The 15,200-nt window shown below is 64.7% G+C and carries 17 protein-coding genes; 9 read left to right on the top strand and 8 right to left on the bottom strand.

All coding sequences use genetic code 11. The features are described from left to right. Positions 1-47: 47 nt before the first annotated feature. Positions 48-1,136, bottom strand: a complete 1,089-nt coding sequence (locus IAQ70_RS15280; RefSeq protein WP_190990167.1) for an ABC transporter substrate-binding protein — start codon at positions 1,134-1,136, stop codon at positions 48-50. A 330-nt stretch (positions 1,137-1,466) separates the two neighbouring features. Between IAQ70_RS15280 and IAQ70_RS15275 the strand changes: the two genes are divergently transcribed. Then, the gene (locus IAQ70_RS15275; RefSeq protein ID WP_190990166.1) at positions 1,467-2,393 is read left to right on the top strand and encodes a LysR substrate-binding domain-containing protein; all 927 of its coding nucleotides are present in this window, start codon (positions 1,467-1,469) and stop codon (positions 2,391-2,393) included. Positions 2,394-2,534: 141 nt separating this feature from the next. Next, a complete protein-coding gene (locus IAQ70_RS15270; RefSeq protein WP_190990165.1) occupies positions 2,535-2,801 on the top strand; it encodes a hypothetical protein in 267 nt (88 codons plus the stop codon). 143 nt (positions 2,802-2,944) lie between these two features. On the opposite strand, the gene IAQ70_RS15265 is transcribed toward IAQ70_RS15270, so the two are convergent. Beyond that, a complete protein-coding gene (locus IAQ70_RS15265; RefSeq protein ID WP_190990164.1) occupies positions 2,945-3,625 on the bottom strand; it encodes a 4-carboxy-4-hydroxy-2-oxoadipate aldolase/oxaloacetate decarboxylase in 681 nt (226 codons plus the stop codon). Positions 3,626-3,650: 25 nt separating this feature from the next. Further along, positions 3,651-4,859, bottom strand: a complete 1,209-nt coding sequence (locus IAQ70_RS15260; RefSeq protein ID WP_190990163.1) for an aspartate transaminase — start codon at positions 4,857-4,859, stop codon at positions 3,651-3,653. Positions 4,860-5,076: 217 nt separating this feature from the next. On the opposite strand from IAQ70_RS15260, the gene IAQ70_RS15255 reads away from it, so the two are divergent. Continuing rightward, complete coding sequence (locus tag IAQ70_RS15255; RefSeq protein ID WP_190990162.1) at positions 5,077-5,619, top strand: hypothetical protein; 543 nt, start codon at positions 5,077-5,079, stop codon at positions 5,617-5,619. On the opposite strand, the gene IAQ70_RS15250 is transcribed toward IAQ70_RS15255, so the two are convergent. Together IAQ70_RS15250 and IAQ70_RS15245 are read right to left on the bottom strand one after the other, a co-directional pair. Continuing rightward, positions 5,616-6,860 carry a beta-ketoacyl-[acyl-carrier-protein] synthase family protein gene (locus tag IAQ70_RS15250; protein WP_190990161.1) on the bottom strand — a complete coding sequence of 415 codons (1,245 nt, stop codon included), beginning with the start codon at positions 6,858-6,860 and terminating at the stop codon, positions 5,616-5,618. The two genes, IAQ70_RS15255 and IAQ70_RS15250, sit on opposite strands and share 4 nt — an antisense overlap. A 6-nt stretch (positions 6,861-6,866) precedes the next feature. Continuing rightward, complete coding sequence (locus IAQ70_RS15245; RefSeq protein WP_190990160.1) at positions 6,867-8,480, bottom strand: peptide chain release factor 3; 1,614 nt, start codon at positions 8,478-8,480, stop codon at positions 6,867-6,869. Between the two features lie 437 nt (positions 8,481-8,917). On the opposite strand from IAQ70_RS15245, the gene disA reads away from it, so the two are divergent. Further along, positions 8,918-9,994: a DNA integrity scanning diadenylate cyclase DisA gene (disA, locus tag IAQ70_RS15240; RefSeq protein WP_190990159.1), complete on the top strand. Its 1,077-nt coding sequence runs from the start codon at positions 8,918-8,920 to the stop codon at positions 9,992-9,994. 19 nt (positions 9,995-10,013) lie between these two features. Here the strand turns inward: disA and IAQ70_RS15235 are convergent, their stop codons facing one another. Next, positions 10,014-10,715 (bottom strand): hypothetical protein, encoded by a 702-nt coding sequence (locus IAQ70_RS15235; RefSeq protein ID WP_190990158.1) that lies wholly within the window; start codon positions 10,713-10,715, stop codon positions 10,014-10,016. Positions 10,716-10,897: 182 nt separating this feature from the next. On the opposite strand from IAQ70_RS15235, the gene IAQ70_RS15230 reads away from it, so the two are divergent. The 5 genes from IAQ70_RS15230 to IAQ70_RS15210 all read left to right on the top strand — a co-directional run bounded on the left by IAQ70_RS15230 (position 10,898) and on the right by IAQ70_RS15210 (position 13,776). After that, positions 10,898-11,869: an HhH-GPD family protein gene (locus tag IAQ70_RS15230; protein WP_190990204.1), complete on the top strand. Its 972-nt coding sequence runs from the start codon at positions 10,898-10,900 to the stop codon at positions 11,867-11,869. A gap of 63 nt (positions 11,870-11,932) precedes the next feature. Further along, positions 11,933-12,364 carry a DUF3592 domain-containing protein gene (locus tag IAQ70_RS15225; RefSeq protein WP_190990157.1) on the top strand — a complete coding sequence of 144 codons (432 nt, stop codon included), beginning with the start codon at positions 11,933-11,935 and terminating at the stop codon, positions 12,362-12,364. A 3-nt stretch (positions 12,365-12,367) separates the two neighbouring features. Beyond that, positions 12,368-12,799, top strand: a complete 432-nt coding sequence (locus IAQ70_RS15220) for a DUF3592 domain-containing protein (protein ID WP_190990156.1) — start codon at positions 12,368-12,370, stop codon at positions 12,797-12,799. Between the two features lie 37 nt (positions 12,800-12,836). Beyond that, entirely contained in the window at positions 12,837-13,328 is a 492-nt protein-coding gene (locus tag IAQ70_RS15215; protein ID WP_190990155.1) for a hypothetical protein, read from the top strand. A 178-nt stretch (positions 13,329-13,506) separates the two neighbouring features. Beyond that, positions 13,507-13,776: a DUF3040 domain-containing protein gene (locus IAQ70_RS15210; RefSeq protein ID WP_190990154.1), complete on the top strand. Its 270-nt coding sequence runs from the start codon at positions 13,507-13,509 to the stop codon at positions 13,774-13,776. A 101-nt stretch (positions 13,777-13,877) separates the two neighbouring features. Here IAQ70_RS15210 and dhaM read toward each other — a convergent pair whose 3' ends face one another. Together dhaM and dhaL are read right to left on the bottom strand one after the other, a co-directional pair. Then, on the bottom strand, positions 13,878-14,570 hold the full coding sequence (dhaM, locus tag IAQ70_RS15205) for a dihydroxyacetone kinase phosphoryl donor subunit DhaM (protein WP_190990153.1): 693 nt from the start codon (positions 14,568-14,570) through the stop codon (positions 13,878-13,880). Continuing rightward, positions 14,567-15,199, bottom strand: a complete 633-nt coding sequence (gene dhaL / locus IAQ70_RS15200) for a dihydroxyacetone kinase subunit DhaL (RefSeq protein ID WP_190990203.1) — start codon at positions 15,197-15,199, stop codon at positions 14,567-14,569. Before dhaL ends, dhaM begins: the two co-directional genes overlap by 4 nt. Between the last annotated feature and the right edge of the window lies 1 nt (position 15,200).

Here is a 15,200-nt window from a genome sequence, read left to right as displayed (position 1 = left end):
ATTTCACTTCTCCTGAAGCGGTTTGGGGAGGGGCACCGTGGGAACGGTTATTTGGTGATGATCTGGCGCTTCCAGGTGTCGGTCCACTTGTCACGCGCTGTGGCCAGGAATTCGACGTCGAGCGGAACGATGTTCAAGGAGCCGTCAGTGGGAACCACCCGGTCCTTGACGTCCGCCGGGAGTTCGGCGTTGGTCACGGACGGTGCGTAGAAGAGGGCCTTGGCGAAAGCTGTCTGCGCCTCGGCGGACAGGGCATAGTCAACGAAGGTCTGGGCCGCTGCCTTGTTCGGAGCATCCTTGACGATGTTCACGGTGTTGATCTGGTAGACAGTGCCCTCCTTGGGGAAGGTCACGCCCATCTTCTTGTTGCTCTGGTCGCTGTAGAACTGGCCCCGGGCGTTCTGCCCAAGTCCCAATACTGTCTGGCCGGTGATGACGTTCTGGTATTCATCGGGGTTCGGTGCGAAGGTCTGCACGCCGGGCGCCATTTCCTTGAGGCGGGCTACGGCCTTGTCAATGCTCTTCGTGTAATCCTCGCCTTCCATCTTCGAGGTGATGGCCGTCAGGGAGAGGCCCAGCAGGGACGGCGGAGCGTTGACGTTGATCTTGCCGGCGTACGCCGGATCCCAGAGCACGTCCCAGCTCTCAGGGGCCTTGGGGAAGGTTGCGGTGTCGTAAAGCAGTCCGACGGCGTCGAGCATCACTACCGGGCCAAAACCGTCCTTGTTCTTGAACTTGTCCGGAACGTTCGCAAGGTTGGGTACTGCGGCGGCATCGATTTTGTCGAACAGTCCCTGGGTGTTGCCGGTTGTTGATACCGAGTTGTCCATGATTGCCACATCAGTGGCGGGGCTGTTCTTCTGACCTTGGAGGGCACTCAGCATTTCGGCGGAGGAGCGCTTGGAGGCGTAGTTAATCTTGATGTCCGGATACTTGGCCTTGAACGGCTCGATCACGGCGGCCGTGTACTGGTCCTGCCAGACTCCGGAGTAGGCGATCAGGTTCAGCTCGCCGGACGTGGCACTTGAGTTTCCGCCGCCAGCGGACCCGGTGCCGCCGCCGCAGCCGGTGAGCACAAGGGCTGCTGCTGTCGCAGCAGCAGCCAAGGCGATCTTGCCTTTAGTGATAACTCTCATTTTGTGTCTCTTCCTTATTGAGGACGAACCCGGATCATTGGCCGGCGGATTCTGGAGAATGCTCCTAAAACATATGCAGCGCATGTTTCGCTGATGTAAAAGAAGACGGCTCATTCTGTGAACGGGATGGTTATGCAAAAAGGGATATAGGGGCATCATCGCCGCTTATGTCCCGACGGGATACAATCGTTTCGTCACAGAAATTATGTTCTGAAGATCAACTTAGCCCCGAGATGTGGATCACACAAAGACCTATTGCGTATCCCGCCATAGAATCCGGATATGACCCCGTCGAAGCTTCAGGGCGCCGCAGACGAAAGAAAAGCCGGTATGGATACTCGAAAACTTGCCTACTTTGTGAAGATCGTTGACTCAGGGAGCATCACCAAGGCGGCCGCTGCCCTGCACGTTGCGCAGCCCGCCCTCAGCCAGCAGGTGTCAGCGCTGGAAACGGAACTTAAGCAGCGGCTCCTGATCCGCAGTAAGCAAGGCGTGCAGCCCACGGCGGCGGGCCATACGCTTTACCGGCATGCCCAGACGATCCTTCGCCTCGTTGAGCAGGCCCGCCAGGATGTGGCGAGTTCCGGGGCAGCGCCTGCCGGGAGGGTGTCCATAGCTATCGCGCCGTACAGCATGGCGTCGAGCCTCACACCGCGCATCATCGGCGAAGTAGCACGCAGATACCCCGACATCGTGCTCCATTTGACGGAGATCTACGGCGGCGTGCTCAGCGAAGCCATAAAGAACGGCAGGCTGGACATGGCCCTGATCTACGAGCCGGGACCCATCCGGGGCGTCCAGTTCACCACCATGATCGTGGAGGACCTACATCTGGTGGTCAACGGCAAAGGGCCACTGGCGGTTGAAGCCGGCGAGTCGGGCGACATCACCCTTGAACAGGCCGCCAGGTTCGGGCTCTTCCTGCCCGAGCAGAACCACACCCTCCGCCAAGTTATCGAAGCGGGGATGCGGGACAAGGGGCTGAGCCTTCGCCTGGTGGGCGAGGTGGAGTCCGTACCTTCCCTGACCCGGCTCCTGCGGGCGGACATGGGCGCCACCATCCTGCCTAAGTCGGCAGCGGACGCGCTCTTCCATGAGGAAGACTTCCGGGTCCTGCGGATAGTTGAGCCCGGCCTGCAGTGCAAGATAGCGCTCTGCACACCGGACCACGAACCTCTTTCAGAAGCGGCATCTGCAGTCCTGATGGTCCTGAAGGAAATGCTGCAGGAAATGCTCAGCGCCAAATACGCGAGATAGTGCCGCGTGGCACAAATTTTCCTTATCATGGCAGATGGATTTGGTCTTAGTAAACGTGGCTCCAAGAAACTAATCTGTAATTAAAGGCCGGAACGGTCCGGCAATTATTTACTCATTGGATTTCCTGATTGGGAGCACATCGTGAAAAAGATCAGCAGTGCACACCGGAACCCTGCTAGCGGCGCCCGGTTGGCGGCAAGGACCGGATCCCACTGCCCGGCCAACGGATTCTGGTTTCCCGAGGGACAGGACGGCCAGGCCGTGTTTGTTTTTGAAGGCAGCATCATGCCGATGTCCGGATCAGGAGCAACTCTTTGGCTTCTGGATGAAACCATTTCCGGCAGGCCAGCCTATCCCCTGCCCGGCGCCCAGGGCGCCTATGCAGTATCCCGCTCACTGGTTGGCTGACACACCGTCTGCTGTAGCCGGAGCCACTGAGTAAGCACGACTCAAAAGGGTCCATGTCCACCAAGGACATGGACCCTCATAGTTTAAGTCCGCTGACGAAGGAAGGGTGGGCCGCCCCGTTGGCGGCCCACCCTTCCTGTGCGTCAGCTGGCGTCTTCGACCAACAGGCCTTTTGCCTTAAGAACCTCGGTCAGGTTACACAGCTCGATGGTGGTGCCCCCTTCGTGGTACCGGCGGATGAGATCGCGTTCGGTGTCGTCACGTTCCTGCGAGAGGCGGATGACTTCCTCGATCTCGTTTTTACGGACCACCACCACACCGTCCGCATCGCCGCGCAGGACGTCGCCCGGGTAGATGATCTCGTCGCCGAACACGATCGGGTGGTTGATGGGGCCGATGGTCTCCTTGACCGTTCCCTTGATGCTGACACTGCCGGAGAATACCGGCAGGCCCAGCTCGATCAGGTCCTGGGTGTCCCGGACGCCCGAGTCGGTCACCATGGCAGCAAGGCCTTTGGCCTTCATGGCGTTGCCCAGGACATCGCCGAACGTCCCGGCCTCCTCGAATTCGCCGGCAGCAACCAGGACAACATCGCCCGGTTCCGCGTAGTGGATGGCAACCTGCAGCATGAGGTTGTCGCGCGGAGCGCAGCGCACTGTCAGTGCGGGACCGCAGAAGGACATGCTGCGGTCGATCGGCTTGATCTTCGAGCTGAGCGCGCCCTTCCTGCCCTGGGCTTCGTGGATGGTTGCAGAGGAGAACTTCGCAAGGCGGCTTACGGCGTCCGCCGTCGGCCGGTCAACGTTTGTCTTGACGTGGATCATGTCAGTGTCCTTCGGTTTGGATAGGTCAGCTAAGGGCTTGGACGGCTTTGTCGATGGCAGCAACGGATTCCTCGATGATGTCGAGGCTGGTGGCATATGAGATGCGGAAGTATGGCCCGAGCCCGTAAGCGGACCCCGGGATCGCTGCGACAGATGCCTGGTCCAGCAGGTAAAGGACGAAGTCCTGGTCGTCGCGGATGACGGTGCCGTCCGGCGCCGACTTGCCCAGCACCCCGCCGCAGTTGACGTAGGCGTAGAAGGCTCCCTCCGGCGTCGAGCATGACAGCCCTGCGATCGCGTTCAGCCCGGAGACGGCGGCGTCACGGCGGCTGCGGTAAACCTCGCCGCTGGTCCGGATGAAGGACTGGTCGCCGGTAAGTGCAGCCGCGGCGGCTGCCTGGCTGACGGAGGAAGGGCAGGAGGAAATCTGCGACTGGAGCTTGTTGATTGCCCCGATCAGGCCGGCAGGGCCAGCCCCGTACCCGAGCCTCCAGCCCGTCATGGCGTAGGCCTTGGAGACACCGTTGACCAGCAGGACGCGGTCCCTGAGTTCCGGGGCTGCTTCCACGAGGCCGGTCAGTTTGCCTGCACCAAAGTAGATCTGGTCGTAGATCTCGTCGGTCAGAACATAGACGCCGGGAAATTCAGCCAGGACGCCGGCGAGCTCCCGCAGTTCGGCGCGTGAATAGACCGCTCCGGTCGGGTTTGACGGAGTGTTAAGGATCAGCCACTTTGTGCGGTCCGTGATTGCCCCGCGGAGTGCATCGGGGGTGAGTTTGAAACCAGTGTCTTCGCCACAGGGGACGATGACCGGCTTGCCTTCGTTGGCCAGGACCATGTCCGGGTAGGAGACCCAGTAGGGGGCGGGAATAACCACTTCGTCGCCGTCGTCCAAGGAAGCCATGAGTGCGGTGAAAATGACCTGCTTCGCGCCGCCGCCGATAGTTATTTCCTGGGCTGAATAGTGCTGGCCGGTGTTCACCTCCAATGACTGCAGGATGGCCTTCTGCAGGGCAGGCGTACCGGTGACGGAGGTGTACTTGGTTTCACCGTCGGCTATGGCCTGGACGGCCGCTGCTTTGATGTGCTCGGGTGTATCGAAATCCGGTTCGCCGACGGTGAGGTCGAGAATCCTGCGTCCCTCAGCCTTGAGCTCCCGGACACGGGCAGCGGCGGCCACGCTCGGGGACGATTTGATGCGTGACACACGCGATGCAGGCACGAATTCAGACATGTTCTCTTCCCATGGTTCATCAGTGAGGGGACTTGTGTCATTCGAGCCTATGGACTGTGGAGCGGTCTGGATAAGACCTATTCTGCGTGGACGGATAAGCAACCCTTATGCCCTGACGGGCCACACAATCCGCTTATCACCGCACCGGATATCGGTATTTCCGCGGAGTAGTGGACGCACCTAGGGTTGAGAGCCTGTTGTTCAAGGAGAGGAACATATGACCGGCCATCAGGGTGCAAGGGCGGTCACGGGAGGTTACCGACACCGGGGACGTCGGGCGCCGCAGACCCCCGATCAGCAGCGGACGGAGCTCAGCCGGCTGCTGGCTGACAAGCAAGGTGCCATCCGCTTCAGATCGAGCCGGATCCGGGATCTCTCGGCCAGCCTCAACCAGATGGTTGCGCAGGCCCTCCGTGACGGCGTCCCCGTGACAGCCCTTTCGCGGACCACGCAGCTCTCCACCTGGACCGTACGCAGGACCCGCCTGGCCTTCGACGACCTGCAGCCTACGGGCTTGTCCCCTGCCGAACACCTCCGGCTGATCTCCCGGTTGCTTCACGAACTGACGGCTCTGGAGGAGTCGAAGGCGGCAGTCGAAGAAGAGCGCAGGCACCTGCTGGCATCGGCCAGCAAGCAGCGGATTATGGACGACTTCGAGTTGGCGTCCCTGACCGGGCTCAGACCCGAGCACATCAGAAAAATAACCCGCGGTGTCCCGCCGCGGCCACGGACCGTTCCGGCGCTCCGGCGGGAGGGTTAGCTCCCCGTAATCACCAGCGCAACACTGTGTCCGCCGAAGCCGAAGGCGTTAACCAGGCCGGCGGGGGCGGTGCCCTGAGCCAGCGTGTGGGCGTTTTCGGTGACGACGTTCAGGTTCACTTCGGGATCCAGCGCCTCGATGTTGACGGTTCCCGGGAGCTGCCCGGTCTGCAGGGCCTGGACCACCACGACGGCGGCGAGCGCACCGGCACCGCCCAGCAGGTGGCCGGTGTGGCCCTTTGTCGAAGTCACGGGTACGTCCGCGCCGAATATGGCGTTGATGGCCTGCGCCTCAAGCCGGTCACCCACCGGGGTGGAGGTGGCGTGGGCATGGACGAACCCGATGTCCGAGGCCTGCATTCCGGCCGAGGCCAGCGCCTTTTGCATGACCCGCTGCTGCATGGCCGGGTCGGCGGCCACGATGTCGTTGGCATCGGAGGTGACTGCCCCGCCGGCCACTGCACCGAGGACGGCGGCGCCGCGTGCCTGGGCGTGTGCTTCACTTTCCAGCACCACAATCCCCGCGCCTTCTGCGAGGACAAAGCCGTCGCGGGCGCCGTCGAAGGGGCGTGATGCCCGCTGCGGGTCGTCGTTGCGCGTGGAGAGTGCACGGATCTGGGAAAAACCGGTGATCACCAGGTCGTTCACTGAAGCGTCCACGCCTCCGGCGATAACGACGTCGACCGCTCCGGACCTGATCATTTCGGCGCCTTGGACAATTGCTTCGGCGCCGGACGCGCAGGCACTGACTGGGGTGCGGGCGCCACCGCGGGCGCCAAGGTCGATGGAAACCCATGCTGCCGGGCCGTTAACCATCAGCCGGGTCAGGGTGTGCGGGGATACCCGGCGCGGACCGCCGCTGGCCAGCGCACGGTCCTGCTCGAGGGTGGAGCCGAGGCCGCCGTAGGCAGAGCCGATCACCACGGCAAACCGCTCGGGATCGACCTCCGGCGCGCCGGCCTGCTTCCACGCTTCACGCGCCGCCACCAGCGCAAGTTGGCCGCACCGGTCCATCCGCTTCAGCTCACGCGTGGTGAGGTGCTCCGAGAGGTCAGCCGTGACCTGCCCGGCCATTCGCACCGGCAGCTGTTCCGCCCAGTCCGCATCCAGCGCGGCGATGCCGGATTTCCCCGCCAGCAGGCCGGACCAGGTCCCGGCAACGGCGGAGCCGAGCGGGTTGATGGTGCCGACGCCGGTGATCAGTGCCCGCGGTTGAATTGCGCTGTGTTGGATTGCAGTCATCTTTGGCTACTTTGCGGGGTTGTGGGTGCCGATGGGCACAAGGGTCAGATCGGGGTGGTTCTTCTCGATCCGGCGGAGTGCCCAGACGTCGTTGAACAAGGCGAGGTATTCGCCGTCGGACCTCAACAGCACCTCGGCGCCGGGTACGTTCGCCAGCGTGGCCATCGCGTCCGCCGTCGAAATCCTGGCAAGGGAATAGGGCAGGCGCTCCAGCCGCATGGGCGCGCTGAAGTCGTGCGCCATGCGGTCCTCCACCACTTCAAACTGCATGGGCCCGACGGCGGCAAGCACCGGCGCCTGGTCGCCGCGGACGTCGGAGCGGAGCACCTGGATGACGCCCTCGTGCTCGAGCTGCTCGATGCCGCGGCGGAACTGCTTGAACTTGCTGGGGTCCTTGGACCGGGCCACTTGGAAGTGCTCGGGGGCGAAGAGCGGAATGGCCGGGTACTCCACCGCGTCTTCAAGGAAGAGGCTGTCGCCCACGCGCAGCGAGGAGGCGTTGACCAGGCCCACGACGTCGCCTGGGTAGGCCTCGTCGATGACCTCGCGTTCGCGGCCGAACACTTGCTGGGCGTATTTTGTGGCGAAGGACTTCCCGGTCCGGGTCTGGGTGACCACCATGCCGCGTTCAAAGACGCCTGAGCAGACGCGGATGAAGGCCACGTGGTCGCGGTGGGCTTTGTTCATGCCGGCCTGGACCTTGAACACGAAGCCGGAGAACGGCGACTCCACTGCCCGCGGGCTGCCATCAACATCCGGGCGGGGTGCTGCGGGCGGCGCGAAATCCACCAGTGCGTCCAGGATTTCCTTTACGCCGAAGTTCAGGGCGGCGGAGCTGAACAGGATGGGGGTGGCGGTGCCCGCGTGGAAGGCATCGACGTCGAACTCAAGGTTGGATTCGATCACCAGGCCCGCTTCGTCCACGGCGTCGGACCAGTTGTTGCCCTGGCTTTCGGCGGCTTCCTCCGGCGTGAAGTACTCGGTCAGCGCGATGTTGGCGCCGGCGTTGTTGCGCTGGAAGCGGGCGAAGCGGTCGTTGCGGAGATCCCAGACGCCGCGGAAGTCGCCGGAGATGCCGACGGCCCAGGTCAGCGGCATGGGCTGCAGGCCGGTGCGCTCGGTGAGCTCGTCCATGAGCGCCAGGGCGTCCAGGCCCGGCCGGTCCCACTTGTTGATGACAGTGATGATGGGCAGGTTGCGCGCCTTGCAGACCTCGAACAGCTTCATGGTCTGCGTTTCCAGGCCCTTGGCAGCGTCCACCAGCATCACGGCGCAGTCGACGGCGGCCAGGACGCGGTACGTGTCTTCGGAGAAGTCCGCGTGCCCGGGGGTGTCCAGCAGGTTGATGACGGTGTCGCGGTAGGAGAACTGGAGGGCGGCCGAGCTGATGGAAATGCCGCGGTCCTTCTCCATCTGCATCCAGTCCGAGACCGTTTCCTTGCGGTTGGCCTTGCCGCTGGAGGCGCCGGCAGTGCCGATGACCTTCGCATGCAGTGCCAGCGCCTCGGTCAGCGTGGATTTGCCGGCGTCGGGGTGGGAAATAACAGCAAAGGTCCGACGCCGGGCCGCCTGTTTGTGAATCTCGTTGACCCGGGCGGGGCTAAGGACATCTTGGGACACGGTGCTACTTTCGCTGCGGTGGGGTTACCCCAAGGCGCTCGGCAGGCCTGATGGGGAAGCGTGGCTCTGGGAAAGCCAAGTTCCAGTTTATCGCAGCGGCGCCAGCGGGACCTTACGGAGGGTGACGGCCCCGGGATTCGGCGTCTCCACCGCACCGGCCTCCGAGGGCTCAGACTTCCGGTCCGCCCTTCCGGTCCGCATGCTCCCGGTCCGGGAAGCGGGGGCAAAACGCTTTCCGGACAGCCGCCGTCGGACGCGCTCCTGAGGCACTTTCGCGCAATCCACCATGGGGCACTTTAGGGCTTGTCCGTGCGGTTGTTGCCCGTTCTTACCTCTATCATTGAGCTTGCGGGAAACTGAGTACTTTTCATCCTGCCGGCGGAGGCTAAATCCGCCGCTCCTGCGGGCCTCAGTCCGCACCTTTGAAGGGAACACCTATGGCGCGGAGCCCCGAAGAATCGCTCAAGGCGACTCTGGGCAGAGTGGCTCCGGGCACGCCGTTGCGGGACGGACTCGAACGGATCCTCCGGGGACGCACGGGCGCACTGATAGTCCTGGGCATCGACCGGACCATCGAATCCATCTGCTCGGGCGGTTTCGACATCGGCATCGACTTCTCCCCCACAAGGCTGCGCGAGCTGGCCAAGATGGACGGCGCCATTATCTGCGACAAGGACGCGGGCAACATCCTGCGCGCCGCCGTCCAGTTGGTCCCGGACTCCAGCATCGAAACCCAGGAATCCGGCACCCGGCACCGCACTGCCGAACGCGTGGCCATCCAGACCGGCGTTCCCGTGATCTCCGTCAGCCAGTCCATGCAGATCATCGCGCTGTACGTCAACGGCCTCCGGCACGTCCTGGAGGGATCCGAAAAGGTACTGGCCCGCGCCAACCAGGCCCTCGCCACCCTGGAACGGTACCGCTCACGGCTGGACCAGGTCACCAGCTCGCTGTCCGCACTGGAGATCGAGGCCATGGTGACTGTCCGCGACGTCGCCGTCACCCTGCAACGCCAGGAAATGGTCCGCCGCATCTCCGAGGAAATCTCCCAATACGTCCTGGAGCTGGGTGAGGACGGCCGGCTGCTGTCGCTCCAGCTGGATGAACTGACAGTGGGCCGCGGCCCGGGCAGCGACGTCATCATCCGCGATTATGCCGGCCCCGACGCTTCGGCCGCGGACATCGAGAAAGCCGTTAGCGCACTGGTGAACCTGGGACCCACCGAGCTGATCGACCTCGGCAAGATCTCCGGAATCGTCGGTTTTGCAGGCGGCGAAGCCAACCTCGACGCCGTAGTGCAGCCCCGCGGTTACCGGCTGCTCTCCGGCCTCAAGGCAGTCCCCAAGGCAGTGGCCGACCGCCTGGTGGACCACTTCGGCGGGCTGCAGTTCCTCATGGCCGCCACCATCGATGACCTCATGACGGTCGACGGAATCGGCGATCAGCGCGCCCGCACCGTCCGCGAAGGCCTGAGCCGGATGGCCGAAGCAAGCCTGCTGGACCGCTTCCTCTAACACTCGATTAAAAGAAGCTTCAGTTGAGCTGGAACACTGCCTTTGGGCTGGCTTTCGACCCGAGCTTGGCCGTGAAGATGTAGTAGGCGCCGCCGCCACCGGGCTTGGTCGCAATAGCCTGGCATCCTTCGAGCGTCCGGTTCTGCGCCCACTGGAAGTTGGCCATCTCGCTGGCGCCCGGCGCAAGGGTCTTGATGAGATCTTCGCTCTTGGCCTGGCAGTCCTTGGACGAGAAGATCCGGTCCGCTCCGCTGGTCACCACAAACTCCATCTGGGACGTGCCGATGTTCACCTCACAGGGCATGGTGCCGCCGTTGGTCACCTTCAGGCTGAGCAGCGGCTTCTCGTCAGGGCCATAGGCCGGCTTGTCCGTCGACGCCGACACGGTAACCAGGTTCTGGTTACAGGTGGGAGTCGGTGTGGGCGTTGGCGTCGGGGCGGCGCTGGGGGCTGCCGACGGCGATTCGCTCGGAGCAGGGGCCGCGCCGGTGGCGTCCGGGGCGGTGCTTTCCGTGGAGGACGCCTGCTCCGTGCCATTGAAGGCACCGCCGACGGCGAAACCACCAAACGCCAGGCCCAGCACAATCAGGAGGGCTATCCCTACGAACAGGCGGCGACGGCGGTAAACGGCGGGGCTCGCCTTCCGGGGCGCGCCGGAACCCGCCCGGGAACCGGAAGCGGATGCCGTATTGCGCTGTGATGAATTGCCTTGCCTGCCCATCCTTCTAGGCTAGAGAACCGGCCCGTTTCTGCCCGGCCACCACGCCGTTACCCGCCCAACGCTAAGGTCACACTTCGCCGGCGGCTGCCTTGGGCGCACCTTGGCATGCGCCGCCACGCATCAACTACAGGGCACGAATCAACTACAGTGTGGGGATCGACGCTACAACCCTTTCCCCAGCCATGCCCGCGGGCGGCGCGCCCGAAACCACTCCTGACGTGCTGCAACTCGCGGAACTGCACCGTCGGATCACGGGCTGGTTCGCGGAGACCGCCCGGGAGCTTCCCTGGCGCGAACCGGGCTGCGCGGCGTGGGGCGTCCTGGTCAGTGAGGTCATGCTGCAGCAGACGCCCGTAGTGCGGGTGCTGCCGGTCTGGCGGGAATGGCTGGAGCGGTGGCCCGGCCCGGCGGGGCTTGCCGGTGAACCCGCCGGCGAAGCAGTCCGTTCATGGGGCCGGCTCGGCTACCCCCGCCGTGCGCTCCGCCTGCATGCGGCGGCCGCCGCCATCGTCCGCGATCACGGCGGCAAGGTCCCCGGCACGTTTCCCGAGCTGCTGGCACTGCCCGGGGTGGGCAGCTACACGGCCGCGGCCGTTGCCGCCTTTGCCTTCGGCCGGCGGGAAACCGTGGTGGACACCAACATCCGGCGCGTTCACGCGCGCCTCTTTTCCGGCGTCGCACTCCCCGCACCGTCCCTGAGCGCAACGGAGATGCGGCTCGCGGCGGAACTGCTGCCGGACGACGCCGGGACCTCCGTCCGCTGGAACGCTGCGGTCATGGAGCTGGGGGCACTGGTGTGCACGGCGCGGGCGCCGAAGTGCGCGGCCTGCCCGGTGCGTGACTCCTGCGCCTGGCTGGCGGCCGGTGAGCCGCCGCCGTCGTACGTCCCCAAGGGCCAGGCGTGGCACGGCACGGACCGCCAGGTCCGCGGCGCGGTGCTGGCGGTGCTGCGGCTCGCGGACAGCCCCGTGCCGGCGGAAATGTTCCAGCAGGAGCCGGCAGACCTGGGCTTCGAGGCGGACGGTGTCGGTGTGCCGCTGGCGGCGCTGCACCGATTGAACTCTGCCCCCGAGCAGCTGGAACGTGCGCTGGCCGGACTCCTCGGCGACGGCCTGGCCGAGCTCCACGAGGGCGGCTACCGGCTGCCGGGGTAGGCACTTTGGGGGAGTCTCAGGCCGGATGGCATACTTTCTGGTGACTCGAACCGGGGGAATTTGATGAGAATCGTGCTGTACACCATTGCGGTGTTGTGGGTGGCGGGGGCCATTTTCGCGCTGCTCCATACGCTGCGGAAGACCAAGCGCCACGAGCAACTGATCGCTGGCTGGCCAAAGGTCCAGGCCACTGTAACCGGCAACGTGGGGGGCTGGAGCGGTGGCAGCGGCGGTTCATCGCGAAGCCGGCGCTTCTATCCCACCTATCAGTTCGCAACCCCGAACGGGATTCTCTATGCCGGCGAATCGGAGGTGTCGTACCGTAACCAACAGGTGCCGGGAACGCCGGTGGAGGTGGCGTACAACCCCGCAAACCCCAACCAGTCGTTTCAGATGTCGTCGGATTCCAAGGCGATCCTCGGATGCCTGATGCCGTTCTTCGCCCTGTTTTCCCTGCTGCTGTTCTGGGTTGCCGGCAACTTCCCACTGGGCTGAGCCGTGGATTCCATCAAGCTGATCTTTGTTGTGCTGCCCGGGCTTTTCCTTGTCCTGGGCCTTATCCTCGCGGCCCTGTCACTGGCTGCATCCTTGCGCCGGAAACGGTCCATGGCCGGCTGGTCGGAGGCCGCCGCGACCGTCACCGGCAACCTGCACGGCAAGGACGGCCCCGGAAGCAACGGCAGGGACCGGTTTGCGCCGTCGTACGAATTCGACGACGCCGGCGGCAAACGCTGGCTGGGCCAGTCCGATAGCTACAGCCAGGACCAGGCAGTCATCGGCCAGTCCATCGCTGTTCGTTACAACCCGGCCAATCCGGCCGAATCCACCCTGCCTGTGTTTTTCGTGGCCCGGGGCCGGCTGGCCACAGGTCTCATTCTGGTGCTCTTTGGCGCTGGAGCCATAACAATGTTTGGCTCACTTTCCTGGTAGCCGTGCGGCCGCCGGGGGCCCGGTCCTACGCTGAAGTATGCGCAAGTCCGGGCTGCTTCTGGCAGTAATGACGACGGCGGTCCTCACCTCCTGCTACTACTACGAGGGCCCGACGCCTTGCCCGGCGATCGCGCAGGCGTCCGTGGTCTCGGTGACCATTCCAGTTTCCTATGTGCCGGACGTGGGGACGCTCCGGCTGAAGGCGTGCCAGGACGGGGTGTGCAGGGAAGACGCCGTGGAACTCCGCCCAGGCTCAGTTTCTGTGGACCAGGGCTGCAGTCCCGACGGCGTATGCTCCGCCACGGCATCACCCGACGGAACGCTGATCGGCATGCTGTTCCTGGACTCACTCACCGAGTCTTCCATGGCGGTGACAGCCACCGGAATTTCCCGCGACGGCCAGCCACTGCCGGTGCGCACGCTGGAATTCCGGCCCCGCGGGGCCTTCCCCTACGGCGAACAGTGCGGGCGGTTTGTCACCGCCTCTGTAGTGCTCGACGCCGAGGGGTTGCGAGCGGGACCGGCGTAAGTCCCACCCTTTTCGGGGAACAATCCGGGCATTCCCGAGCGGTTGCGCGGGGTTTCCACGGGCCTTGGCATCTGCCATGGCCTGCTCTTGACTTCCTCAGGGAACACTCCTACCGTCAGCCTTACTAACACAGAGAATGTTAGATTTCGTGTTCACAGGACGCCAGACGGGGGTTCCGATGCCACTATCAGATCGGGAGCGCAAACAGCTGGAAGAGCTGGAGGCGGATCTCGCGGCGGACGACCCGCAGCTCGCGCAAAGACTCTCGTCGGGTTCCGTCAGGCTCAGGGCCAAGGCCTATCTCGGGTTGGTGCTGTGCCTGATTGGGTTGATCGTGCTGATCACGGGAGTGAGCACGCAACTCGTCGTCGTCGGCGTCGGCGGCTTCCTCCTGATGGGTGCCGGCACATATCTGACCCTGGGCACGCACCCGCTGCGGCTGCGCTGACGCCTCAAGGAACTTTGATCGGGCCCTTCAACGGCGTGCCCACGGCCGATGCAGCCTTGCAGCCTTGCGGTGTGAGGCCCGGAGCGCCGGGCTCTCCACGGCTACGGCTCGCCGAATCCAGCCTGCACCAAACCGCCAACGTAATTCAGTGCGCGCTCCGCGTCCGGTCCCCAGGCCTCGACGTGGAGCAAGGATCCCTTGCCGGCGGCAAGCGTCATGAGCGCAGTCATGGAGGCACCATCCACGCCGTTGATGGTGACATCGGCGTTCATGGATGACAGCCCGCCGGCAACTTTGGCTGCCGGGCGGGCATGCATGCCGGCCTGGTTAATGAGTTCAAAATCCCCGGTGAATTCCGGCCCGGGCCCGGTCACCGAGCCTTCCGCGACTGAGCTGACCGGCGACGCCCCGGAGTCCCCCGACCCGTAAACGGCCTCAGCGGCCCGCTTGACGGCGATCAGGTCGGCGCCGCCCTGGGCCGCTACGGCGGCAGCCACCAGGCCCTCCACCAGGGGCGCGTCCGCGAGGAGCACCGCGGAGGGGTCCTCCGCGAGTTCCTGCGCCGATTCCGCCGTCATCACTGCAGAGCCAAGATCGGTCAGCACCACGACGCCGTCGCCGCCGGCGGCCTGGTCCAGCGCGGACATGACCTTCTCCAGGCTTGTTCCAATCCTGCCGTCCGAAGTGCCCCCGGCGGCGATCATCACAACGTCAGGCGCCATCTGCGCGGCGAGCTGCACGGCGCCGTCGGCGATCTTTTCACTATGGGAAACCACCACCAGGCGTACCGTCATGCAGCGGCCCCGACGGCGGCCCGGAGGATCAGGGCGCTGGAGGCGGCACCCGGGTCGCGGTGGCCGGCACTGCGCTCCCCCAGATAGCTGGCGCGGCCTTTGCGCGCCACCAGCGGATCTGTCGCCACCGCGCCTGCTTCGGCGGCTTCGGCCGCGGCCACCAGCACGGCCAGGACATTGCCCGTTGCGTCCGCGGCGGCTGCCTGGGCCGCCTCAGCGGCCGGGGTCCAGGCGTCCACCATGGTCTTGTCACCGGACTCGGCTTTGCCCCTGGCCACGATGCCGTCGCGGGCGGCCACCAACGCAGTAGCCAGCCCTGCGGGATCAACTTCGAGGGCATCGCCGAAGGCAGTGGCGGCCCGCAGGAAGGCTGTACCGTAAAGCGGGCCGGCGGCGCCGCCCACCTTGGACATCAGGGTCATGGCCGTCAGCTTCAGGGCCGCGCCCGGTGTCTCCGGCGGCGTCTCTGCGAGTTTTTCAAGCACGGCCTGGAATCCACGGTCCATATTCTCGCCGTGGTCCGAGTCGCCTATCGGACGGTCCAGCTCAATGAGCCACACCCTGTTTTCGGCCATCGCCTCGGCGCACATCGTCAGCCATCTCACGGCCCACTTAACGTCGAGCAGCATC

Source organism: Pseudarthrobacter sulfonivorans, from assembly GCF_014712225.1.
Lineage (GTDB): Bacteria > Actinomycetota > Actinomycetes > Actinomycetales > Micrococcaceae > Arthrobacter > Arthrobacter sulfonivorans.
The sequence above is the reverse complement of the archived record's forward strand: the minus strand, read 5'-3'. Positions and strand labels throughout refer to the sequence as shown.